Below are 23,172 nucleotides of genomic sequence, written 5' to 3' on the forward strand. Positions count from 1 at the left end.
GTATAATGTTTATTTGCCGCAAAGGAAAATGCCAGATGCGTATCATCGAAAAAGCCTATACCTTTGACGACGTCCTGCTTGTCCCCGCGCACTCCGCCGTCCTGCCGCGCGATGTCCTCTTGTCCACCGCCCTGACCCGCAATATCCAGCTGAACCTACCGATCCTGTCCGCCGCCATGGACACGGTGACCGAGGCACGCCTGGCGATCGCGCTCGCTCAGGAAGGCGGCATCGGCATCTTGCACAAGAACATGTCGGCCGAGCAGCAGGCGCAGCAAGTGTCCAAGGTGAAACGCCACGAAAGCGGCGTGGTCAAGGACCCGATCACCATCGCTCCAGACATGCTGGTACGCGATCTGGTTTCCCTCAGCCGCCAGCACAAGATCTCCGGCCTGCCGGTGGTCGAGGCCGGCAAGGTGGTCGGCATCGTCACCAACCGCGACCTGCGCTTCGAGACCCGCCTCGACGTGACCGTCCGTTCGATCATGACGCCGCGCGAGCGCCTGGTGACCGTCAAGGAAGGCGCCAGCATCGACGAGGCGCGCGATCTGATGCACCAGCACAAGCTCGAGCGCGTGCTGGTGGTGAACGACGCCTTCGAACTAAAGGGCCTGATCACCGTCAAGGACATCATCAAGACCCGCGAACACCCGAACGCGAACAAGGACGGCCAAGGCCGTCTGCGCGTCGGCGCCGCGGTCGGCGTCGGTGCTGAAACCGACGAGCGCGTCGCCGCGCTGGTCGAGGCCGGCGTCGACGTCGTCGTCGTCGACACCGCGCACGGCCACAGCCAGGGCGTGCTCGACCGCGTGCGTTGGGTCAAGCAGAACTTCCCGCAGGTCGACGTGATCGGCGGCAATATCGCCACCGCCGCCGCCGCGCGCGCGCTGGTCGAAGCCGGCGCCGACGGTGTCAAGGTCGGTATCGGCCCGGGCTCGATCTGCACCACGCGTATCGTCGCCGGCGTCGGCGTACCGCAGCTAACCGCGATCCACAACGTCGCCGACGCATTGGCCGGCACCGGTGTGCCGCTGATCGCCGACGGCGGCATCCGCTTCTCGGGCGACATCGCCAAGGCGCTGGCCGCCGGCGCGCACTGCGTGATGCTCGGCGGCATGTTCGCCGGCACCGAGGAGGCACCGGGCGAGGTCGAGCTGTACCAGGGCCGTTCGTACAAGTCCTACCGCGGCATGGGTTCGCTCGGCGCGATGTCGCAGGGCTCCTCCGACCGCTATTTCCAAGACAGCTCGTCCGCCGACAAATACGTGCCGGAAGGCATCGAGGGCCGCGTGCCGTACAAGGGTTCGATCGTGCCGGTGATCCACCAGCTGATGGGCGGCCTGCGCTCTTCCATGGGCTACCTCGGCTGCAAGACCATCGCCGAGCTGCACGAGAAGGCCGAGTTCGTCGAGATCACCTCGGCCGGCATGAGCGAGTCGCACGTGCACGACGTGCAGATCACCAAGGAAGCGCCGAACTACAACGTGTCGCGCTGAACCGCGCCGTTCCTTCCTTGCCAGACGCCACCGTTCGCGGTGGCGTTTTTGTTTGCCTGTTGAATAAGCAAGGTTGGCCGAGCTCGGCCGGACCTTGATGACGCTACAATAGCGTCATGACCGCCCTCTCCCGCCCCAGCTCCTCACAGCTTCTCGGCCTCAACCGCCACCGCCACCATGTTCGCGTCTGGCACGGCGAAGCCGATGCGCCGACGCTGTTCCTGCTGCACGGCTGGATGGACTGCTCGGCGTCGTTCCAGTTCCTCGTCGACGCGCTGCCGGCCGGCTGGACCGTGGTATCGATCGACTGGCGCGGCTTCGGCGAATCGGACTGGAATGTCGGCGGCTACTACGCGCCCGACTACCTCGCCGACCTCGACGCGCTGCTCGAACACTTTTCGCCGCGCTCGCCGGTGTGGCTGGCCGGACACAGCATGGGCGGCATGGTAGCCATGCTGTACGCCGGCATCCGGCCGGAGCGCGTCGCGAAGCTCGCGTCGCTCGAAGGCTTCGGCCTGCCGGCGACCAAGCCCGAAGAAGCGCCGGGCCGCTACGCGCGCTGGCTGCGCGAGACGCGCGCGGCGCCGGTGTTCGGGCCACTGGAAAGCGTGGAAAGGGTGGCCGAGCGCCAGATCGAGCGCAACAGACATCTCACGCGCGAACGCGCGCGGTTCATGGCCGAAGCGTTGACGGTGGCAGACGGCGGCACGCTGCGCTACCGCGCCGACCCGCGCCACAAGATGGTGAACCCGGTGCTGTACCGGCTGGAAGAAGCGAAGGCTTGCTGGCGGCGCATCGCCGCGCCGGTGCTGTGGCTGATCGGCGGCGACACCTGGGATCACCCGATGGCCAAGGGCGTGTTCGCGACGCTGGACGAACGCCGCGAATGCTTCGCTGATTTGGAAGAAGTCACCGTAGAGAACGCCGGCCACATGCTGCACCTCGAACAGCCCGAGGCGGCAGCCAAGGCGCTGGCGGCGTTCTTCGCTGCTCAGCCGGCGCGCGCCGACGCCGGCGGGACCGACACCCAGTAGTAGAAGAACTCGCGCGCCAGCGACACGACCGCCGACTTGTCTGCGAGCTCGGAGAAATGCATCAACAGCGCGTCGACCGCCATCCGGTAACGCTCGGGCAGGTAGGGCGCGCCGCCCTGCAGGTAGATCAGCGCCTGCACCAGGCTCTCGCGGCGCGACAGCTCGCCGCTCGACAGGCCGTGCTCGTACAGGTGGCCGAGGTAGATGTCGAGCGACGGCGGGAAGCGTACGAAGCCTTCCTGCCCCATGCGCTCGCGCAGCGACTGGAAACCCGCCGAATTCTCGAGTGCGACCTCGCGCGTCGAGAAACCCTGGCGTCCGGCGACCGAAGCCAGCCGCCGTACGTCGCCGATCCAGAAATAGAAGTATTCGCGCGCGCACTGCAGGGCGGCGCCGCGCTCGCCGTTGCGACAGCCGGCGAGGAAGGTTTCGACCGCGACGCGGTAGCCGTCGTAGCGGATGCCATTCAGATGCGGCAGCAGTTGGCCGAGCAGGCGCTGGCGTGCGAGCAGCGCCTGCGGATCGGCGCCACGACGCGCCAAGAGGCTGAGATACGCCTGCACCGGGCGGTAGGCCGGCGATTCTTCGGCCGTCGCGCTCACGCGCTGCAGTAGCGTCTTGTTCGGCGTCAACTCGCTCCACTGCTGGAACGCGGCGGCGGCACCCGGTGCGTCGGACAAGGGGTCGGGCACGGGACCAGTAAAAGCCTCGTTGGCTATTTCCTCAGCGCGGTTCGGCTTGCTATAAAGGTCGCCCCAGACACCGAACATCGATGGCGCATCGGCCTCGCTCGGCGCAGGCTCGGCGTCGTCCAAGCGCTCGTTGAAACGGCCGAACCACGCGCCGGCGATCGACGCGAGCGTACTCGGCTGGTCGAGCTTGCCCCGCGTCTCCGTCTGCTCCGGCGGCAGCGGCGCCGAGCCCTCAAGTCGCTCGATCTTGCGTTCGGCGTAAACGCCGTCCCACAGGTCGAAGATCGACGGCGCGCCCTTCCTCTGCACCGGCTCGGGCTCGGCTTCGCTGATCTGCTGGCGTTGCGCGGCGAACATGTCCTCCCACGCGTTGCCGAGCGTGGAGTCGCCGGTCTTCTTGGCCGGGCCGGCATCCGGCTCGCTCGCCTCGACGGGAAGGCGGTGGCCGGCCAACAGGTCGTCCCACGCGCTGGACAGCGCCGAGCCTCTGGCCGCGGGCGCGTCGCCTTCACGCTGAGGCAGTTGATGCTGCCGGACGAACTCGTTCCACGACGGCGCTTCGCCGCCCGACGAGGGCTCGGCAGGCGCATCGCTGCCGTCGCTGCCGGCCAGCTTGAGCCGGTGTCCGGCGAGCATGTCGTCCCAGGCACCGGACAGCGCCGGGCCGGTCGCAGCCGACTCCGGCGTCTCGGACGGTTTGTCGGACTTATCGCCGGGAAAGTTTGATCCGTAGACATCCCAGACCGCTGACATACCTTCTCCTTGGATGCTCAGGCTGCCGGGCGGGAGACCTCTACCGCGCAGATCAGCCGCAGGTCGGCGCCGACCGCGCGACAATCGAGGAGTCGCACAGCCTGTTTATTACGGAGGCATGTTAACTCAGACCACTCGAACAAGCCATGGGCATGATGGCCGATCAAGGTCATCGCGTAGTAAAGGTACAGTTCGTCGACGAGGCCCGCGGCGAGCAAGGCGCCGTTCAGCCCCGCGCCGGCCTCGACCATCAGCTCGCCGACGCCGGCCTCGGCCAACGTTGAAAGCAGCGCGGCAAGATCGACGCGGCCATCGGCGGCGGGCAACACCTTCACGTGGACGCCGCGCGCAAGATAAGGCACATGGCGGGCAGGGTCGGCGACGGCCGTCGCCAGCCAGGTCGGCGCGACTTCCGTGTTATAAATCTTCGCGTCAAACGATGTCGCCAGTGCGCTGTCGACCACCACGCGCATAGGCTGGCGCGTCGTCTCGACCTCGCGCACCGTCAGCTGCGGATCGTCGGCGATCACCGTGCCGCTGCCGGTCAGCACCGCGCAAGAACGCGCGCGCAGCGCGTGCACGTCGCGGCGCGCCTCGGGACCGGTGATCCACTGGCTCTGCCCGTTCAAGAGCGCGGTCTTGCCGTCGAGGCTGGACGCGGTCTTCACCGTCACCCACGGCCGGCCGCGCTCGATGCGCGACAGGAAACCCTTGTTAAGTTCGCGGGCCTGCGACTCCAGCAGCCCGACTTCGGTTTCGATCCCTGCCTCGGCCAACCTTTTCATCCCCTGCCCGTTCACATCGGGGTTCGGGTCGCCCATCGCCGCGACCACGCGCGCGACGCCGGCCTTGACCAGCGCGTCGGCGCACGGCGGCGTGCGGCCGTGGTGGCTGCACGGCTCGAGCGTGACGTAGGCGGTCGCGCCGCGCGCGGCCAGGCCTGCCATCGCCAACGCGTGCACTTCGGCGTGCGGCGTGCCGGCCTCGTGATGCCAGCCCTCGCCGACGATACGGCCATCCTTGACGATCACGCAGCCGACGCGCGGATTGGGCGTGGTGGTGAAGAGCGCGCGCTCGGCCAGTTGCAGCGCGCGCGCCATCATCGCGTGGTCTTCGGCGGTAAACGACATGTCTTTCTCGCTAATCGGCCAAGCCGCTGAAGGTTGGCCGAGAGTCAAATGGTGCCGACTCAGTCGGCCTTCTTCTGGATTTCCTCGATCGCGTCGGTGAATTCGGCGACGTCCTGGAAGCTGCGGTAGACCGACGCGAAGCGCACGTAGGCGACCTTGTCGAGCCGCGCGAGCTCCGCCATCACCATCTCGCCGATCTGGCGGCTGCTGACTTCGCGCTCGCCCAGCTGCAAGAGCCGGTGGTTGACGCGGTCGATCGCCTCGTCGACCAGCGTGGTCGGCACCGGGCGCTTGTGCAGCGCGCGCAGGAAGCTGGTGCGCAGTTTCTGCTCGTCGAACTCGCTGCGCTGGCCGCTCGTCTTCACCACCTGCGGCATGCGCACGTCGGCGGTCTCATACGTGGTAAAGCGCTTGTCGCAGTCGGCGCAGCGGCGGCGGCGGCGGATGCTCGCGCCGTCGTCACTGACGCGCGAATCGACGACCTGGGTATCGTTACCGCCGCAAAACGGACATTTCATGGCCGGCCCATCCCGAAAGTCATGACAAAAAAGCGGCCCGGAGGCCGCTTTTCATTATGCCACAAGGGCAAGGCTTACTTGCCGTACACCGGCAGCCGCTGGCACAGCGCCTTCACCGACTCGGCGACGCGGGCGAGGTTGGCCTCGTCCTGCGGCGCGTCGAGCACGTCGGCGATCAGGTTCGCGAGCTGCTTCGCCTCTTCGACGCCGAAACCGCGGGTGGTCATCGCCGGGGTGCCGATACGGATGCCCGAGGTCACGAACGGTTTTTCCGGGTCGTTCGGGATCGCGTTCTTGTTGACGGTGATGTGCGCACGGCCGAGCGCCGCTTCGGCGTCCTTGCCGGTGATGTTCTTGGCGCGCAGGTCGACCAGGAACATGTGCGATTCGGTCTTGCCCGACACGATCCTGAGGCCGCGCTCGGTCAGCGTTTCGGCCATCACCTTGGCGTTGGCCTTGACTTGGCGGGCGTAGTCCTTGAATTCCGGGCTCGCGGCTTCCTTGAACGCGACCGCCTTGGCGGCGATCACGTGCATCAGCGGGCCGCCCTGCAGGCACGGGAAGATCGCCGAATTCAGGATCTTCTCGTGCTCGGCCTTAGCGAGGATCACGCCGCCGCGCGGGCCGCGCAGCGTCTTGTGCGTGGTGGTGGTGATGAAGTCGGCGAACGGCACCGGGTTCGGGTATTCGCCGCCGGCGACCAAGCCCGCGTAGTGGGCCATGTCGACGAACAGGTAGGCGCCGACTTCGTCGGCGATCTTGCGGAAACGCGCCCAGTCGATTTCCAGCGCGTAGGCCGAAGCGCCGGCGACGATCATCTTCGGCTTGTGTTCGCGCGCCAGGCGTTCGACCTGCGCGTAGTCGAGCACTTCGTTTTCGTCGAGGCCGTAGGCGACCACGTTGTACAGCTTGCCCGAGATATTCACCGACGCGCCGTGCGTCAGGTGGCCGCCGTGCGCGAGGCTCATGCCGAGGATGGTGTCGCCCGGTTTCAGCACCGACACATACACCGCCTGGTTCGCCTGCGAGCCCGAGTGCGGCTGCACGTTCGCGTATTCGGCGCCGAACAGCGCCTTCAGGCGGTCGATCGCCAGTTGCTCGACCACGTCGACATGCTCACAGCCGCCGTAGTAGCGCTTGTTCGGATAGCCTTCGGCGTACTTGTTGGTCAGCACCGAGCCTTGCGCTTCCATCACCGCGTAGCTCACGTAGTTTTCGGACGCGATCAGTTCGACGTGATCTTCCTGGCGGCGGTATTCGGCGTCCATCGCGGCGGACAGCTCAGGGTCGTATTTGGCAAGGGTCAGATCGGCTGCAAACATGGTCGTTTCACCCAAAAGTTAAAGGTCATTACGAATTCTACATGAGGCGCCCGCCCGCCCGACATGAAAAAACGGCGGGGCGGACATGAACGGAATTTGTGTTGTTGCCGTCGGCGCATCGATCCTGCGACACACCCGGGGCAGCATGGCAGGCGCGCTGAAAGCTGGGACGGGACTTACTGCAAGGCCGCGCCGGCCGGCGGCAGGTCGTCGGCGGTGAAAAACACCGGCACGTCGCCGTCCTTGTCGGCCGCCAGCTGCGGCACGAAGCGCACGTCGTCGACGCGGCAGTCGGCCATCAGTTCGGCGAACTGGCTTGCGATCAGCGGCACCGAGTCGAGTGGCGACAGCGGCCACACGAAGCCTTCCCAGTTCTTCACGTCGCCGCTGGCCGACAGCGTGAAGCGCAGCTCGCCGCCTTCGTGCGCGCTGGCGATCGCCACCGGCGTAAGCGACAGCTCGCGCAGCTTGCGGATGCGGTTGCTGGCGAACACCTGCATCGCGACCTCGTGGCGCGCCTGGCCGCCGGCCACCAACGCGGCGGTCAGCGCCTGCGGCACGCGCGGCATCGAGAACAAGGTCACACCTTCGGTCTTGAGCGCGGTGTTCAGCCACTGCATCAGCGGCATGCCCCAGGCGCCGACGCTGCCGGACAAGGAAAGCGGCAGGCTACCGTCGGCGCCGCGCTCGGCGACACCGACCAGATAACGGAGGAATACGCCCTCGCCCGACAAAGCGACCGGCGCGGCCGGCAAGACGGCGAGCGCGTCGCGTGCCGCGTCGGGCGAGCCGTTGGCAAGGCGATAGAGCCGCGCCGACTTGACGCCGGCCAGCGTGTCCGGATGCAAGAGTTGCGGCAACCACGTCACGCGAGACGCATCGTTCACCAGCCCGACCTTGGCGACGAGCGTAGCCAGACCCTCCACGTCGGCCAGCTCGCCCGACAGGCAGGCCGCGCCCTTGCTGCCGGCGACCAGCACGACGGGCATCGCGAACACGACGATGTCGCCGTCGAGCGCTTCGCCGAGCGACTGCCACAGCGTGCGGTAGGCGGCCTCCGAATCGACCATCGCGAGAGCGACCGAGATCGGCACCATGTCTTCGACGCTCAGGCGATCGGCGAGGCTTGATTTGAGCGAGGACACCCACATCTCCCTCTCGTCGGCCGTGGCGGCCGCCAGGATCGCGGAAGTCTGGCGCAGGATGTCGTTGGAAGGCGGGACGGCGGAGTACTGCCGCGGATCGGGCAGCGAAGGTGCGGACATCGGCATGGTTCGGGACGTCTCCGAGACGGATTCCTTGATAGGCGCATTGTCTCACAGCCGGCAAAACGGCACGAACCCGGGTTCTCCCTAGAACCCGCGGGTGAGTTTTTCGTTAATTTTCGTTTTCAAACAGAAAAAGTCGTCAAAACGCGACGTAGACGTGCAGGATTGTACGAAAGCGAAAAAACACTGTTGACACCCCGGGGGCAAATCCGGATAATCGGTTCTCGTTGAGATGCAGCAATTGCTTCTTGATAGTTTCTCCTCTATTTCTCCTTTGTAGACTTGTCGCGGGGCTTCGTGCCCCGCCTTTTTTTTGCCTTTTTTCCGGCAAGCGACTCCCTTTCTCCCACCAGCCATTCCCGATCAAGCACTTAGGTGGAACGCCGTTTCACAAATCGCTTCACCGCCCCCTCAGACTCCCGGCCTGATTATTTTCAGCACGACGCTTCATTGGCATGTTGCATTGCAGCAATTTAAACGTCTTCAAGCAAGGCGCGAAAATATTCGCGTTCGCTCGCTTGGCGGCACCGGGTTTCAAATTGCGACAAAAACGAAAAAAGCGCCGGAAGCATGACGCTGCCGGCGGCTCGAAAAGCAAAACTGTCAGGGAAACTGCGGCCCGCAAGCGAGCCGTCATAAAGTAGGAACGATACGAGCGCTGAAAAGTTCGCGCTGCCGAAAAAAAACGGGCCGCATCGTGCGGCCCGTTTGTTCTGCTGAATCGGTCGTGCTTATTGCTTCTCGACCTGGCTCACGTCGCGGATCGCGCCGGTGTCGGCACTGGTCGTCATCGCTGCGTAGGCGCGCAGCGCCGGGCTCACCACGCGCTCGCGGCCGACCGGTTTCCACGCGTCCTTGCCCTTCGCTTCCATCGCCGCGCGACGGCGAGCCAGCTCCTCGTCGGACACCAGCAAATTGATCGTGCGGTTCGGGATGTCGATCTCGAGCGTGTCGCCCTCTTCGGCCAGGCCGATCGCGCCGCCTTCGGCCGCTTCCGGCGAGACGTGGCCGATAGACAGGCCCGAGGTGCCGCCGGAGAAACGGCCGTCGGTCAGCAGCGCACATTCCTTGCCGAGGCCCTTGGACTTCAGGTACGAGGTCGGGTAGAGCATTTCCTGCATGCCCGGGCCGCCTTTCGGACCTTCGTAGCGGATCAGCACCAGGTCGCGAGCGACCACTTGATCGGCGAGGATGCTCGCGACCGCGTCGTCCTGGCTTTCGAAGATGCGCACGCGGCCGGTGAACTTGAGGATGGAGTCGTCGACGCCGGCGGTCTTCACGATGCAGCCGCGTTCGGCGATGTTGCCGTACAGCACGGCGAGGCCGCCGTCCTGGCTGTAAGCGTTCTCCTTGTTGCGGATGCAGCCGTCTACGCGGTCGTCGTCGAGTTCCGGGTAGCGCATGCTCTGGCTGAACGCGATGGTCGTCGCGACACCGCCCGGCGCCGCGCGGTACAAGGTCACCGCCGTGTCGTCGGCCGGTTTGCCGATCACGTCCCACGTTTCGAGCGCTGCGCCGAGCGTAGCCGCATGCACGGTCGGCACGTCAGCGTGGATCAGGCCTGCGCGGTTCAGTTCGGACAGGATGCCGACCACGCCGCCGGCGCGGTGCACGTCTTCCATATGGTATTTCTGCGTCGCCGGCGCGACCTTGCACAGGCACGGCACGCCGCGGCTGATGCGGTCGATGTCGGCCATCTTGAAGTCGACGCCGGCTTCGCTGGCGGCGGCCAGCAGGTGCAGCACGGTGTTGGTCGAGCCGCCCATCGCGACGTCTAGGCTCATCGCGTTCTCGAACGCCTCGCGCGTGGCGATGCTGCGCGGCAGGACTGAATAGTCGTCCTGCTCGTAGTGGCGCTTGGCCAGTTCGACGATGGTGCGACCGGCCTGCAGGAACAGCTGCTTGCGGTCGCCGTGGGTGGCGAGCAGCGAGCCGTTGCCCGGCAGGCTCAAACCGAGCGCCTCGGTCAGGCAGTTCATCGAGTTGGCGGTGAACATGCCGGAACAGGAGCCGCAGGTCGGACAGGCCGAGCGCTCGACTTCGGCGACTTCCTCGTCGGACACGTTCGGGTTGGCCGCCTCGACCATCGCGTCGACGAGGTCGAGGCCGCGGGTGACGCCGCGCCAGTTGATCTTGCCCGCTTCCATCGGGCCGCCGGAGACGAAGATCACCGGGATGTTCAGGCGCAACGCGGCCATCAGCATGCCGGGGGTGATCTTGTCGCAGTTGGAGATGCACACCAGCGCGTCGGCGCAGTGCGCGTTGACCATGTATTCGACCGAGTCGGCGATCAGGTCGCGGGAAGGCAGCGAATACAGCATGCCGCCGTGGCCCATCGCGATGCCGTCGTCGACGGCGATGGTGTTGAATTCCTTGGCGACGCCGCCGGCCTTCTCGATCTCGCGCGCGACGAGTTGGCCGAGGTTCTGCAGGTGCACGTGACCCGGCACGAACTGCGTGAACGAGTTGGCGATCGCGATGATCGGCTTGTTGAAGTCGTCATCCTTCATGCCGGTGGCGCGCCACAGCGCGCGGGCCCCGGCCATGTTGCGGCCGTGGGTGGTGGTGCGGGAACGATACTGGGGCATGGTGGGTCCTTGTCCTGGAGTCTGAGTATAATTCTGAACCTTTTCTTTTACCGCAAACGCCCAAAGCTGACAAATGCTCGTTCATCCCCAATTCGATCCGGTCGCCGTCCAGTTCGGCCCGCTGGCGATTCACTGGTACGGCCTGATGTATCTGGTCGGCTTCATGGCCTTTCTGTGGCTGGGCAACCGGCGCGCGAAGGCCGGCCATCCCTTCATGACGCCCAAGCTGGTCGACGACTTCCTGCTCTACGGCGTGGTCGGCGTCGTGCTCGGCGGCCGGCTCGGCGAGGTGCTGTTCTACCAGCCCGGCTACTATTTCTCGCACCCGGGCGAGATCCTCGCGGTGTGGAACGGCGGCATGAGCTTTCACGGCGGCTTCCTCGGCGTGCTGGTCGCGGTCTGGCTGTTCGCGCGCCGTCACGGGCGCAACTTCTGGGAGGTGACCGACTTCATCGCGCCGCTGGTGCCGCTGGGCCTCGCCGCCGGTCGCATGGGCAACTTCATCAACGGCGAGTTGTGGGGCCGCCCGGCCGAGCCGTCGCTGCCGTGGGCGATGCTGTTCCCGCAGGCGCAGCGCGACGATGTGGCGATGGCGCAGCAGTCGCCCGAATGGATGACGCAGCTCATGCAGTACGGCGCGCTGCCGCGCCACCCGTCGCAGCTCTACGAATTCCTGCTCGAAGGGATCGCGCTGTTCGTGATCCTGTGGCTGTTCAGCCGCAAGATACGCCCGCTGCGCCAGGTGTCGGCGCTGTTCCTGATCGGCTACGGCGGCTTCCGCTTTATCTGCGAATACTTCCGCACGCCCGACGCCGGCATCTTCGGCCATTCGTACAGCATCAGCATGGGCCAGTGGCTGAGCCTGCCGATGATCGTCGCCGGCCTCGCGCTGTGGGTGATCGCCAGCCGTTCGCAACAGGCGGCGCGTAACGCGTAACTAAAGATTTCGGGAGGGCATATTCGCCCTCCCATCCGGCGGTTTTTCGTCCGCCACGCACCGACCGGCCGAGCCCTCGGCCGGTTTTTCGTTGACCGCGGCCTTTCGTCCGCAGGGAGAACAGAATGAAAAAAATCGTGAAGACCTTCGCCGCGCTGTCGCTGATCGCGACTGCCGGCGCCACTTTCGCCCAAGACGTACTGCGCGTATCGGCGATTCCTGACGAGGCGCCTACCGAGCTGCAGCGCAAGTTCGCGCCGCTGGGCGCCTACCTGGAGAAGGAGCTGGGCGTGAAGGTCGAGTTCGTGCCGGTGACCGACTACGCCGGCGTCGTGACCGCGCTGACCTCGGACAAGATCGACCTGGCGTGGCTCGGCGGCTTCACCTACGTGCAGGCCAAACAGCGCGGTCAGGTCACGCCTCTGGTCCAGCGCGAAGAAGATAGCCGCTTCACCAGCAAGTTCATCGCCAGCACCGCCAGCGGCGCGCAAAGCCTGAAGGACCTTAAGGGCAAGACCTTCGCCTTCGGCTCGGCGTCGAGCACCTCGGGCCACCTGATGCCGCGCTACTTCATGCAGAAGCAGGGCATCAAGCCGGAAACCCACTTCAAGAACGTCGCCTACTCGGGCGCGCACGACGCGACCGTCGCGTGGGTCGCGTCGGGCAAGGTCGACGGCGGCGTGCTCAACTCATCCGTATGGGACAAGCTCAACGAGGCCGGCAAGGTCGACGCGAGCAAGGTGAAGCTGATCGGCACCACGCCGACCTACTACGACTACAACTGGACGGTGCGCTCCAACCTCGACGCGAAGCTGCAGAAGAAGCTTGCCGCCGCCTTCCTCAAGCTCGACGCGAAGAAGCCTGCGGACAAAGAAATCCTCGAGCTGCAGCGCGCGACGCGCTTCATCCCGACTAAGCCCGCCAACTACAAGGGCATCGAGACCGCCGCGCGCGAAGCGGGCCTGTTGAAGTGAGGCTGGCGTTCGAGTCGGTCTCGCTGACGCTGTCGGGCCGGCCGGTGCTGTCGGGCGTCGACTTCACGCTCGACGCGGGCGAACAGGCGGCGCTGATCGGCCCGTCCGGCGCCGGCAAGACCAGCCTGTTGATGCTTGCCAACACCGTGCTGCGGCCCGACACCGGGACGGTGACGATAGGCTCGGCCAACCCCTGGGCGCTGTCGCGCGGCGAATTGAAAGCGCTGCGCGGGAGCATCGGCACCGTCTACCAGCATCCGCCGCTGCCGGCGCGGCAGCGCGTGGTGCAGGCGGTGTCGGCCGGGCGGCTGGCTCGGCAGTCGCGGCTGGCCGCGCTCGCTTCGCTGATCGCGCCGCGCGACGTCGAAGGCGTCGAGGCGGCGCTCGCGCGGGTCCGGCTGACCGACAAGCTGTGGTCGCACTGCGATGCGCTGTCGGGAGGCCAGCTGCAGCGGGTCGGCGTCGCGCGCGCGCTGTATCAGGCGCCGTCGCTGCTGCTGGCCGACGAGCCGGTGTCGGCGCTCGACCCGAGGTTGGCCGAGCTCACCGTGCAGTTGTTGGCCGACGACGCGAAGTCGCGCGGCGCGACGCTGTTGATGAGCCTGCACTCGGTAGAGCTCGCGCTCGCGCACTTTCCGCGCCTGATCGGCGTGCGCGCCGGTCGCATCGCGTTCGACCTGCCGCGCGAAGCGGTCGGCGACGCCTTGCTGGCCGAGCTCTACGCCGGCGAGGAAGGCTCGGCCGACCTGTCCCCGATCGCCGCGCCGCTGCTGCCGCGGGGCGAGCGATGTTGAGTAGACCGCGCGACCCGGCGCGCTGGCCGCGCGTCGTCACCACGCTCGTGGTGCTGGCGCTCTTGCTGCCGAGCGCCGCCTATACCCGGTTCAACCCGTTCACGCTGTTCCAGCCCGAAACGCTGACGACGCTGGCCGGCTTCATCGCCGGCTTCTTCCCGCCTTCTGCCGACGCGGCCTTTCTCGAGTCACTGCTCAGGGAAACGCTGACCACGCTCGCGGTCGCGAGCGTCGGGTTGGCATTGGCGATCGTCATCGGCGCGCCGGTGGCGTTTCTCACCAGCCGCGGTCTGGACGCGCACCGGCTGACCGCCGAACGCGCGCATCCGCTCGCGGAAGGCGCAAAGGGCATGCTGCGCGCGCTGCTGGTCTTCCTGCGCGGCGTGCCCGAGATCGTGTGGGCGCTGCTGTTCGTGCGCGCCGCGGGCTTAGGCTCGCTGCCGGCGGTGCTCGCGCTCGGCCTCGCCTACGGCGGCATGCTCGGCAAGGTGTATGCCGAGATCGTCGAATCGCAGCCGGCGCAGCCCGCGCGCGCGCTCGCCGCGCAGGGTGCCGGCCGTTTTGCACGGTTCGCGTGGGGCGTGTGGCCGCAGGCGCTGCCCGAGCTGATGAGCTACACGGTGTACCGCTGGGAATGCGCGATCCGCGCGTCGGCGGTGATGGGCTTCGTCGGCGCCGGCGGCATCGGCCAGCTGCTCGACACCAGCATCAAGATGATGAACGGCGGCGAGGTCAGCACCTTGATGATGGTGTTCCTGCTCTTGGTGCTGATGACCGAGGCGGTCAGCCGCGCGTCGCGCCGCGCGAGCACGAGCCGCGCCGGGCTTGCCGCCGTCGCCGCCTGCATGCTGGCGGTCCTCGGCGCGAGCGTCGCCTGGCTCGCGCCCGGCTGGCGGGCTTCGGGCTTCGAGTTTTCCGGCCTGCCGCGCTTCGCCGCCGAATTCTTCCCGCCGGACTTCGGCATGTCGACGTTGGCCGAGCTGACGCGCGGCACGCTCGAGACGCTGGCGATCTCGCTGTTGGGCAGCGCGCTGGCGTTCGCCGGCGGCGCGCTCTTGGCGGTGCCGGCCGCCGGCCGCTTCGGCGGCTTCGCCAAGTCGGCGGCGAGATTCCTGCTGAATCTGCTGCGCGGCGTGCCCGACCTGATGTGGGCCGCGCTCGCGGTGCTGGCGGTCGGGCTCGGGCCTGCGGCCGGCGTGCTGGCGCTGGCGCTGCACACCAGCGGCGTGCTGGGCCGGCTGTTCGCCGAGACGCTGGAGAACGCGCCGCGCGCGCCCGAGACGGCGCTGATCGCTCTCGGCGCCGGACGGATCGCGGCCTTCGCCTATGGCCTGTTGCCGCAGGTGCTCGCGCAGTGGATCGCGTACACGCTGTACCGCTGGGAGAACAATATCCGCATCGCGGCGGTGCTCGGCATCGTCGGCGCCGGCGGGCTCGGCCAGCAGCTGTATCTGGCGCTGTCGCTGTTCCAGCAGCAGAGCGCGGCGAGCGTGATCGCGGCGATGCTGCTGCTATCTTGGGGCGTCGAATCGATCAGCCGTGCCGTGCGGCGGCGTCTGGAGCGCTGAAGGCAACGGGGAGCGGCGGCTACGCCCTCCCTTCATGGCCTACAATCCAGCCTATCCCGCCTGCGAGGAGAAGCCCATGTTGCTGACCGCGCTCGGCACCGCCGCCGGCATCGGCCGCGGCGTCGCCACCACCAGTTTCCTCGTCGACGAGACGACGCTGATCGATTGCGGCAGCGGCGTCGGCAGCCTCGGCGTCGAGCAGCTCGAAAAGATCGAGCGCGTGCTGCTCACGCACAGCCACCTCGACCACTGCGGTTTCATCCCCTTCCTCGCCGACTGCCACGCCTACCGCGACGGCCCGGGCGTCACCGTCTACAGCCAGCCCGAGACGCTCGCCGCGCTGCGGGCGCACCTGTTCTCCGGCGTGCTGTGGCCCGACTACACGCGGCTGCCCGACCCGGCGAAGCCTTGGGTGAGGCTGGAAGAAATCACCGTCGGCGAGAAGGTACAACTGGAAAACGGCACCGCCACCGCGCTGCCGGCCGCGCACAGCGTGCCGGGCATCGGCTGGCTGATTACAGGGCCGAAGAATGCGTTCGCGTTCACCGGCGACACCGGCCCGTGCCCGGCGTTCTGGGAGGCGGTCTCGCGCGTCGCGACGCTCTCCGACATCGTCAGCGAGATCAGCTACCGCAACAAGGACAGCGCCAATGCCGAGCGCTTCGGCCACCTGAGCGCCGAAAAGCTCGCGCCGCTGCTCGACGGTCTGCCGGACGGCATGCGGCTGTGGATCAGCCACCTCGAACCGGGGCGCGAAACCGAGATGATGGCCGAGATCCGCGCGACGCTGCCCTCGCGCCTCAAGGTCGACGCGATCCGTAGCGGCCAGACGATAGTGTTATAAACCCCGCAAAAAAGCTCGGCCAACCTTAGAAGGTTGGCCGAGCTTTTTTGCGCTTTCCCTTACGGCCTCCAGCGTTTCAACAGCAAGGCGTTGCCGACCACCGACACCGAGCTGGCCGCCATCGCCGCGCCGGCGATCACCGGGCTCAATAAACCGATAGCCGCCAGCGGGATGCCGAGCACGTTGTAGACGAAGGCGAAGAACAGGTTCTGCCGGATTTTCGAGAGACTCGCCTGCGACAGCCTGATCGCCGCGACCAGGTGCATCAGGTCGCCGTGCATCAGCGTCACGTCGGCTGTCTTGATCGCGACGTCGGCGCCGCCGCCCATCGCGAAGCCGACGTCGGCGGCGGCCAGCGCCGGCGCGTCGTTCATGCCGTCGCCGGCCATGCCGACCACCCCGCCCGCCGCCTTCAAGCGCTCGACCTCGGCCGCCTTGCCCGCCGGCTTCACGCCGGCGACGAAGCGCACGATGCCGCAGCGCGCGGCGACCGCCGCGGCGACCGTCTCGTTGTCGCCGGTCAGCATCACCACCTCGACGCCCATCGCCATGAGCGCCTTCACCGCCGTCGGCGAGCTGTCGCGCACCGTGTCGGCGATCGCGAACAGCGCAGTCGGCGCGCCGTCTACCGCCATCGCGAGCACCGTGCGCCCGCCCTCGGCCAACCTTGTGACCTCACCCGCATCGACGCGGCCCACCCAGTCTGGCGCACCGATACGGACCTCTCCGACCTCGGCCAAACTTGCCGTCACGCCGGCGCCGACGGTCGCGTCGAAGCCCTCAACTTCGGGCAATACAAGACCCCGCTCGCGTGCGGCAGTCAATAATGCACGCGCCATCGGGTGTTCCGACCCGGCCTCGGCCGCCGCCGCCCACGCGAGCAGACTCACCTCGTCGAGACCGGAAAGCGGCGCGATGGCGACCAGCGCCGGTTCGCCGCGCGTCAGCGTGCCGGTCTTGTCGACGACCAGCGTCGTCAGCCGGCCGGCGGTCTCGAGCGCAGTGGCGGTGCGGAACAGCACGCCGTGACGCGCGCCGTTGCCGATGCCGACCATCACCGCGGTCGGCGTCGCCAGCCCCAGCGCGCACGGGCAGGCGATCACCAGCACCGCGACCGCGTGGATCAGCGCGGCGCTCCAGTCGACGGCGAACAGTCCCGTCGCGACGAAGGTGAACAACGCGACGACGAGCACCGCCGGCACGAACACCGCCGAGAGGCGGTCGGCCCGGCGCTGGATCGGCGCCTTCGAGCCCTGCGCGTCGGCCACCAGCCTGACGATCTCGGCCAACTGCGTGGCTTGCCCGACGCCGGTCGCGCGCACGCGCACGCTGCCTGCGACGTTGGCCGTGCCGGCGAACACCGCGTCGCCCTCGGACTTGTCGACCGGCAGGCTCTCGCCGGTCAGCAAGGACTCGTCGACGCTGGCCTTGCCCGACAGCACGACGCCGTCTGCCGGCAGGCTCTCGCCGTGGCGCACCTGCACCACGTCGCCGATAGCGAGGCTGGACACCGGCACCTCGACCAGTTCGCCACCGCGCTCGACGCGCGCGACGGTCGGCGCCTGCTTCATCAAGGCGGCGATCGCCTCGCCGGTCCTGCCCTTGGCGCGCGTCTCCAGCAACTTGCCGAGGCACACCAGCGTGATCACGCCGGCCGACGCCTCGAAGTACACGTGCCAGTCGTGGCGGCCCGCGAGCCACACGACGCTCGAAAACAGCCACGCGATGCTGGTGCCGAGCGCGATCAGCACGTCCATGTTGGCCGAGCCGCCGCGCAACGCGTGCCACGCGCCGCGGTAGAAGCGCGCGCCGGCCCAGAACTGCACCGGTGTCGCCAGGGCGAACTGCAGCCAGCGCGGGATGATTTCATGAAAGCCGGCCGCCATGCCGGCCATCTCGACCAGGAACGGCGCGGTCAGGATCGCGGCGACGATGAAGACGCGACGCTCGGCCAACCATAGCGCCTGCTTCTCTGCGTCGCGCTCCGTCGCGCCTTCGGCGGCGGTCACGCGCGCGGCGTAGCCGGCCTTCTTCACCGCGTCCATCAGTTGTTGCGGCGTGACGCTGCCGGCCGGGAAGGAAAAGTGCCCGGTCTCGCTGGCGAAGTTGACCGCCGCCGTCACGCCCGGCAAACGCTGCGTGACCTTCTCGATACGCGCCACGCACGACGAGCAGCTCATGCCTTCGATCGCGAGTTCGACCGTTTCATTCGGCACCGAGAAGCCGGCGCGGGCGACGAGCTCGGCCAACATTGCGACGTCCGGCGCGTCGTCGGCGAGTTCGAGCCGCGCCGACTCGCTGGCGAAGCTGACCGCGGCTTTCACGCCTCTCTGGCGGTTCAGCACCTTCTCGAGCCTTGTGGCGCAGGCGGCGCAACTCATGCCCGCGATGGGCAGCGTCAGGGCGGTGGTCATGGACGGTCTTTCCTCGAATGTCTGACCCGATTATATACCCCACAAGGGTATATTCAAGTGGGCGATACCGGACGCCGTCGGCCAATAAAAAACCGGGCATCTCTCGATGCCCGGCAGGGGGAGTGGGGAAACGCCGCTTTACAGCCAGCGCCGGCGCCAGAAATACAGGCCGATGCCGGCGCCCACCGCCGCCATCAGCGCCAGCGCGAACGCGTAGCCGTAGCGCCAGTGCAGTTCGGGCATGTTCTCGAAGTTCATCCCGTAGATGCCGGCGATCAAGGTCAACGGCATGAAGATGATGGTGATCACCGTCAGCACGCGCATCTGCACGTTCAGCCGGTGCGACTGCTGCGACAGGTAGACGTCCATCATGCCGGCGACCAGGTCGCGCGACGATTCGAGCGATTCGATCAGGTGCAGGCTGTGGTCGTAGGCGTCGCGCAGGTAGACGCGCGTCTCGTCGCCGATGAAGGGCAGGTCGTTGCGCGTCAGCGTCAACAGCGCTTCGCGCAGCGGCAACAGCGCGCGCCTCAACTTCAGCGCGTCGCGCTTGAGGCGGTGAATGCGCTTGATCACCGGCGGCTCGCGGCCGGACAACAGGCTCGTGTCGGTCGCGTCGACACGGGCGGTGTACGCGTCGAGCACGCCGAAGAAGTCGTCGACGACGGCGTCGATCAGCGAGTAGGCGAGGAAACTCGCGCCGCGCTCGCGCAACAGGCCGCGCGCGCTCTTGATCCGCTCGCGTATCCCGCCGAACACGCCGAGCGGCCGCGTCTGGAAGGAAATGACGAAGCGCTCGCCGACGATCAGATAGACCTGGTTGGCCGACAGCCGCCCGCTGTCGCCGTCGTAGTCGAACACACGCGACGCGAAGAACAGGTAGTGTTCGTACTCTTCGAGCTTGGGGCGCTGGCGCGCGTTGAGGATGTCCTCGAGCACCAGCGGGTGCAGGCCGAAGCGCCGGCCGATCGCCGCCATCCACGCCGGGTCGGTCAGCCCGTAGACGTTGAGCCACAGCACCGGCAGCGTCGGCTGGTAGGCGAGCCCAGCGTCGATCGAATGGAACTCGGTCTCCCTGACCTCGCCGGGACCGTATTCGATCAGCGTGATGAACGGCTCGATGCCGGCGTCCGCGACGGCCGGCGACGCCACCGGCAACAGCGTGCCCGGCGCCTCGCCCAGCGTCGGCACGCGGTCTTTCAGTTCGGCGTGGCGCATCTCAGTTCCGGCCGATCGCGAGCGCGAAGCCGACCCGCTTCCACTGCGAGACTTCCTGCCTGAACGCGCTGGCGGTCAGCGGGTTGGCCGACAGCCAGTCCGGGTCGAGCGCCAGCGTGAAGCCCTTGTGCTGCGTACCGAGCGACAATGGCTCGGGCAGCACCGGCTCCTGGCGGCGGCGGCAGAACAGCACGGCCAGGCGCAGCGCGACGATCGCCTGCCACAGCGGCGGCTCGTCGACCAGCGACTGCATCTTGCCCATGTCGCCGCGGTGGCCGAGCACCAGCGTCGCCAGCTGCGCCTGCTCGCGCTTGGAGAAGCCCGGCATGTCGGCGTTCTGCAGGATATACGCCGAATGCTTGTGGTAGGCGGTGTGCGCGATGGTCAGCCCGATCTCGTGCAGCTGAGTCGCCCATTGCAGGCGCTTGAACAACGCAGCGTCGACGTCGGCGCCGACCAGCATGCGGTAGAAACGCTCGGCCAGGCGGCCGACGCGGCTCGCCTGCTCGACGTCGACGGCGTAGCGCCGCTTGAACAGCGCCACGGTCGAATCGCGCATGTCCTTCTCCCTTTGCCGACCCAGGAGGTCGTACAGCACGCCGTCGCGCAGCGCGCCGTCGGCGACCGTCATCTTGTCGACGCCCAGCTCCTCGAACACGCCGATCATGATCGCCAGCCCGCCCGGCAGCACCGGCACGCGGTCGGCCTTCAGGCCGTTCAGGTCGACGTCCTTGTTCGAACCGAAACGGATCAGCGCGTCGCGCAGCTTTTCCATGCCGGCAAGCGTGATGTCGGCGCTGGAAAAATCGTTGATCTCGAGCACGTCGCGCAGCGCGCGCGCGGTGCCCGACGAGCCGACGGCGAGCTGCCATTGATCGGGCGTGTATTCGAGCGCGATGCGCTGGATCTCGTTGCGTGCGGCGAGCGTCGCGTCTTTGAAGTTGGACTTGGACAGCTTGCCGTCGGGGAAATAGCGCAGGCTGTAGGTCACGCAGCCGAGCGGCAGGCTCTCGGTGACGAGCGCCTTGTACTGGCTGCCGATGATGAATTCGGTCGAGCCGCCGCCGATGTCGACCACGAGGCGCTTCTCGCGCGTGGCGGGCAGGCTGTGCGCGGCGCCGATGTAGATCAGCCGCGCTTCCTCGCGGCCGGCGATGATTTCGATCGGGAAACCGAGCAGCGCCTCGGCGCGCTCGATGAAGGCCGGCGCGTTCCTGGCGACCCTGAGGGTGTTGGTGCCGACCACGCGCACCTGGCTCGGCGCGAAGCCGCGCAGCCGTTCGCCGAAGCGCGCCAGCGCGGCGAGCGCCGCTTCCTGCGTCGCGTCGTCGAGGTATTTGTCGGCGGTCAGCCCGCCGCCGAGGCGCACAGTTTCCTTCAGCATATCGAGGGTGTAGAGCTGGTCTTCGACGACGCGCGAGACCTGCAGGCGGAAGCTGTTCGAGCCGAGGTCGACGGTGGCGAGGACGGGGGCGGGGGCGTTGGCATGAGGAGTCGCCCTTCTGTATCGGGCTGGAAAAATGAAAAAAGGCGGCAACCATGTTACCGCCTTTCGTCGGCCAGCGTCACCGCCGGCCCATGCCGATGGGTTCGGGCTTACTCGTCGTCCAGCCCCAGCGTCTCGCGCTTCTTCTCGTCGAGCGTGGTGTGGCGGATGTCCTTGCCCTTCACCAGGTAGACGACGTACTCGGAGATGTTCTTCGAATGGTCGCCGATGCGCTCGATCGCCTTCGCGATGAACAGCGTGTCGATCGACATGCTGATCGTGCGCGGGTCTTCCATCATGAAGGTGATCAACTGGCGGATCTCGGCGGCGAAGTCCTGGTCGAGCTGCTCGTCCTCCTCGGCCAACTCGAGCGCGGCCTTCGGGTCGAGTCGCGCGAAAGAGTCGAGCGCGCGGCGCAGCATCGACACCGCGACGTCGGCCATCTTGTTGACCTCGCGGAAACGCGGCACCTGGAAGCGGTCGGACTCGTAGATGATCTTGCCCATGCGCGCGATCTTCTGCGCCTCGTCGCCGATGCGTTCGAGGTCGGTGATCGTCTTGATGACGGTGATCACCATCCTGAGATCGCTCGCGGCCGGCTGGCGGCGCGCGATGATGTGCTGGCAGTCGTCGTCGATCGCCACCTCGAGCGCGTTCACCAGCGCGTCCTCGGCGATCACCTTGTCGAAACGGGCCATGTCGCCCGTCATCAGCGCCTCGACGGCCGACAGGATCTGCTGTTCCACCAGCCCGCCCATCTGCAGCACGCGCGTGCGGATGGTTTCGAGCTCCATGTCGAATTGCTTGGAGATGTGTTCGGCCATATCGCCCCCTTATTGCACAGCCTTGCATGGTAAGGCGCCGGCGTGACAGCCAGATGACACGCCACGGCGCCGCTTTAACGTCTTATTCTTTGACTTCCACGCCGTCCTGACGGCCGATCAACAGCACGTCGGCGCGGCGCTGTGCGAACAGGCCACAGGTGACGACACCGGCGATCTGGTTGATGCGGCTCTCGACGTCGACCGGCTGCGTGATGCTCATGCGGTGCACGTCGAGGATGATGTTGCCGTTGTCGGTGACGAAGTCCGGGCGCAGCTCCGGATGGCCGCCCATGCGGAACAGCTCGCGCGCGACGTAGCTGCGGGCCATCGGGATCACTTCTACCGGCAGCGGGAAGCCGCCGAGCACGTCGACGTACTTGGCCTCGTCGACGATGCAGACGAACTGGCGGGCGACCGCCGCGACGATCTTCTCGCGCGTCAGCGCGCCGCCGCCGCCCTTGATCATATGCAGGTAGTGGTTCACCTCGTCGGCGCCGTCGACGTACACGGGGAGTTCGTCGACGGTGTTCAGGTCGTAGACCGGGATGCCGATCGCCTTCAGCCGCGCGGTCGACGCTTCCGAACTCGATACCGCGCCCTTGATGCGGCCCTTGATCGTCGCGAGCTGGTCGATGAAGAAGTTGACGGTGCTGCCGGTGCCCACGCCGACGATGCTTTCGTCGGGTACGTACTCGAGGGCTTTCTTCGCCACGGCGAGTTTCAATTGGTCTTGCGTGAGCATGGGAACACCTCCATCGGTTTGATTGCTGTTGCCGTTCATATTCATTTTATACAAGCGCGTTATTTAACAAGCACGCCGCGCTCACGCCTTCTGGATCAGACACACCGCCTGCGCCTCGATCGCCTCCTGGCGGCCGAGGTAGCCGAGCTTCTCATTGGTCTTGCCCTTGACGTTGACCGAGCCCGCGTCGATGCCGAGGTCTTCGGCGATATTGGCGCGCATCGCGTCGATAAAGGGCGCGAGTCTGGGCGCCTGCGCGATCAGCGTCGCGTCGACGTTCACCACGCGCCAACCGGCCGCGTTCACGCGCGCCACCGCCTTGCGCAGCAGCACGCGGCTGTCGGCGCCCTCGAACGCCGGGTCGGTGTCCGGAAACAGGCGGCCGATGTCGCCGAGCGCCGCCGCGCCGAGCACCGCGTCGGTGATCGCGTGGAGCAGCGCATCGGCGTCGGAATGGCCCAACAAACCTTTATCAAAGGGCAGCGTCACGCCGCCCAGGATCAGCGGCCGGCCTTCTGTCAGCCGGTGCACGTCGTAGCCTTGTCCGATGCGGAACATGGGAATCCTTTG

The 23,172-nt window shown here is 67.1% G+C and carries 19 protein-coding genes; 7 read left to right on the forward strand and 12 right to left on the reverse strand.

Annotated features, from left to right (window positions below):
• Nucleotides 1-35: 35 nt before the first annotated feature.
• Together guaB and DWG20_RS15440 are read left to right on the forward strand one after the other, a co-directional pair.
• Nucleotides 36-1,496, forward strand: coding sequence for an IMP dehydrogenase (gene guaB / locus DWG20_RS15435; RefSeq protein ID WP_115434625.1), 1,461 nt, complete (start codon nucleotides 36-38; stop codon nucleotides 1,494-1,496).
• 116 nt (nucleotides 1,497-1,612) lie between these two features.
• Nucleotides 1,613-2,530: an alpha/beta fold hydrolase gene (locus DWG20_RS15440; protein ID WP_115434626.1), complete on the forward strand. Its 918-nt coding sequence runs from the start codon at nucleotides 1,613-1,615 to the stop codon at nucleotides 2,528-2,530.
• Here DWG20_RS15440 and DWG20_RS15445 read toward each other — a convergent pair.
• From DWG20_RS15445 to ilvD, 6 genes are all read right to left on the reverse strand, one after another.
• On the reverse strand, nucleotides 2,488-3,975 hold the full coding sequence (locus tag DWG20_RS15445; RefSeq protein WP_115434627.1) for a hypothetical protein: 1,488 nt from the start codon (nucleotides 3,973-3,975) through the stop codon (nucleotides 2,488-2,490). The genes DWG20_RS15440 and DWG20_RS15445 overlap by 43 nt on opposite strands.
• Nucleotides 3,976-3,992: 17 nt before the next feature.
• On the reverse strand, nucleotides 3,993-5,105 hold the full coding sequence (ribD, locus tag DWG20_RS15450; protein WP_115434628.1) for a bifunctional diaminohydroxyphosphoribosylaminopyrimidine deaminase/5-amino-6-(5-phosphoribosylamino)uracil reductase RibD: 1,113 nt from the start codon (nucleotides 5,103-5,105) through the stop codon (nucleotides 3,993-3,995).
• Nucleotides 5,106-5,164: 59 nt separating this feature from the next.
• Complete coding sequence (gene nrdR / locus DWG20_RS15455) at nucleotides 5,165-5,623, reverse strand: transcriptional regulator NrdR (RefSeq protein WP_115434629.1); 459 nt, start codon at nucleotides 5,621-5,623, stop codon at nucleotides 5,165-5,167.
• A 74-nt stretch (nucleotides 5,624-5,697) separates the two neighbouring features.
• On the reverse strand, nucleotides 5,698-6,945 hold the full coding sequence (gene glyA, locus DWG20_RS15460; protein ID WP_115434630.1) for a serine hydroxymethyltransferase: 1,248 nt from the start codon (nucleotides 6,943-6,945) through the stop codon (nucleotides 5,698-5,700).
• A gap of 176 nt (nucleotides 6,946-7,121) precedes the next feature.
• Nucleotides 7,122-8,216 (reverse strand): hypothetical protein, encoded by a 1,095-nt coding sequence (locus DWG20_RS15465; RefSeq protein WP_115434631.1) that lies wholly within the window; start codon nucleotides 8,214-8,216, stop codon nucleotides 7,122-7,124.
• Between the two features lie 728 nt (nucleotides 8,217-8,944).
• The gene (gene ilvD / locus DWG20_RS15470; protein WP_115434632.1) at nucleotides 8,945-10,801 is read right to left on the reverse strand and encodes a dihydroxy-acid dehydratase; all 1,857 of its coding nucleotides are present in this window, start codon (nucleotides 10,799-10,801) and stop codon (nucleotides 8,945-8,947) included.
• A 73-nt stretch (nucleotides 10,802-10,874) separates the two neighbouring features.
• Here ilvD and lgt point away from each other — a divergent pair, with 73 nt between their 5' ends.
• From lgt to DWG20_RS15495, 5 genes are all read left to right on the forward strand, one after another.
• Nucleotides 10,875-11,738: a prolipoprotein diacylglyceryl transferase gene (gene lgt / locus DWG20_RS15475; protein WP_115434633.1), complete on the forward strand. Its 864-nt coding sequence runs from the start codon at nucleotides 10,875-10,877 to the stop codon at nucleotides 11,736-11,738.
• Between the two features lie 125 nt (nucleotides 11,739-11,863).
• A complete protein-coding gene (locus DWG20_RS15480; RefSeq protein WP_115434634.1) occupies nucleotides 11,864-12,712 on the forward strand; it encodes a putative selenate ABC transporter substrate-binding protein in 849 nt (282 codons plus the stop codon).
• Nucleotides 12,709-13,506: a phosphonate ABC transporter ATP-binding protein gene (locus tag DWG20_RS15485; protein ID WP_115434635.1), complete on the forward strand. Its 798-nt coding sequence runs from the start codon at nucleotides 12,709-12,711 to the stop codon at nucleotides 13,504-13,506. Before DWG20_RS15480 ends, DWG20_RS15485 begins: the two co-directional genes overlap by 4 nt.
• Nucleotides 13,500-15,074: a PhnE/PtxC family ABC transporter permease gene (locus DWG20_RS15490; RefSeq protein ID WP_115434636.1), complete on the forward strand. Its 1,575-nt coding sequence runs from the start codon at nucleotides 13,500-13,502 to the stop codon at nucleotides 15,072-15,074. The genes DWG20_RS15485 and DWG20_RS15490 overlap by 7 nt, the downstream gene beginning before the upstream one ends.
• 76 nt (nucleotides 15,075-15,150) lie before the next feature.
• Complete coding sequence (locus DWG20_RS15495; RefSeq protein ID WP_115434637.1) at nucleotides 15,151-15,918, forward strand: 3',5'-cyclic-nucleotide phosphodiesterase; 768 nt, start codon at nucleotides 15,151-15,153, stop codon at nucleotides 15,916-15,918.
• Nucleotides 15,919-15,977: 59 nt separating this feature from the next.
• Here DWG20_RS15495 and DWG20_RS15500 read toward each other — a convergent pair whose 3' ends face one another.
• From DWG20_RS15500 to ispF, 6 genes are all read right to left on the reverse strand, one after another.
• Nucleotides 15,978-18,332, reverse strand: a complete 2,355-nt coding sequence (locus DWG20_RS15500; protein WP_115434638.1) for a heavy metal translocating P-type ATPase — start codon at nucleotides 18,330-18,332, stop codon at nucleotides 15,978-15,980.
• A 138-nt stretch (nucleotides 18,333-18,470) separates the two neighbouring features.
• Complete coding sequence (corA, locus tag DWG20_RS15505; RefSeq protein WP_115434639.1) at nucleotides 18,471-19,550, reverse strand: magnesium/cobalt transporter CorA; 1,080 nt, start codon at nucleotides 19,548-19,550, stop codon at nucleotides 18,471-18,473.
• Between the two features lies 1 nt (nucleotide 19,551).
• Nucleotides 19,552-21,087, reverse strand: coding sequence for an exopolyphosphatase (ppx, locus tag DWG20_RS15510; protein WP_484012558.1), 1,536 nt, complete (start codon nucleotides 21,085-21,087; stop codon nucleotides 19,552-19,554).
• Between the two features lie 59 nt (nucleotides 21,088-21,146).
• Entirely contained in the window at nucleotides 21,147-21,860 is a 714-nt protein-coding gene (phoU, locus tag DWG20_RS15515; RefSeq protein ID WP_115434640.1) for a phosphate signaling complex protein PhoU, read from the reverse strand.
• An 82-nt stretch (nucleotides 21,861-21,942) separates the two neighbouring features.
• Entirely contained in the window at nucleotides 21,943-22,602 is a 660-nt protein-coding gene (rpiA, locus tag DWG20_RS15520) for a ribose-5-phosphate isomerase RpiA (protein WP_115434641.1), read from the reverse strand.
• Nucleotides 22,603-22,683: 81 nt separating this feature from the next.
• Nucleotides 22,684-23,160, reverse strand: coding sequence for a 2-C-methyl-D-erythritol 2,4-cyclodiphosphate synthase (ispF, locus tag DWG20_RS15525; RefSeq protein ID WP_115434642.1), 477 nt, complete (start codon nucleotides 23,158-23,160; stop codon nucleotides 22,684-22,686).
• Nucleotides 23,161-23,172: the final 12 nt, after the last annotated feature.

It is taken from the genome of Crenobacter cavernae (assembly GCF_003355495.1).
GTDB classification, from domain to species: Bacteria; Pseudomonadota; Gammaproteobacteria; order Burkholderiales; family Chromobacteriaceae; genus Crenobacter; species Crenobacter cavernae.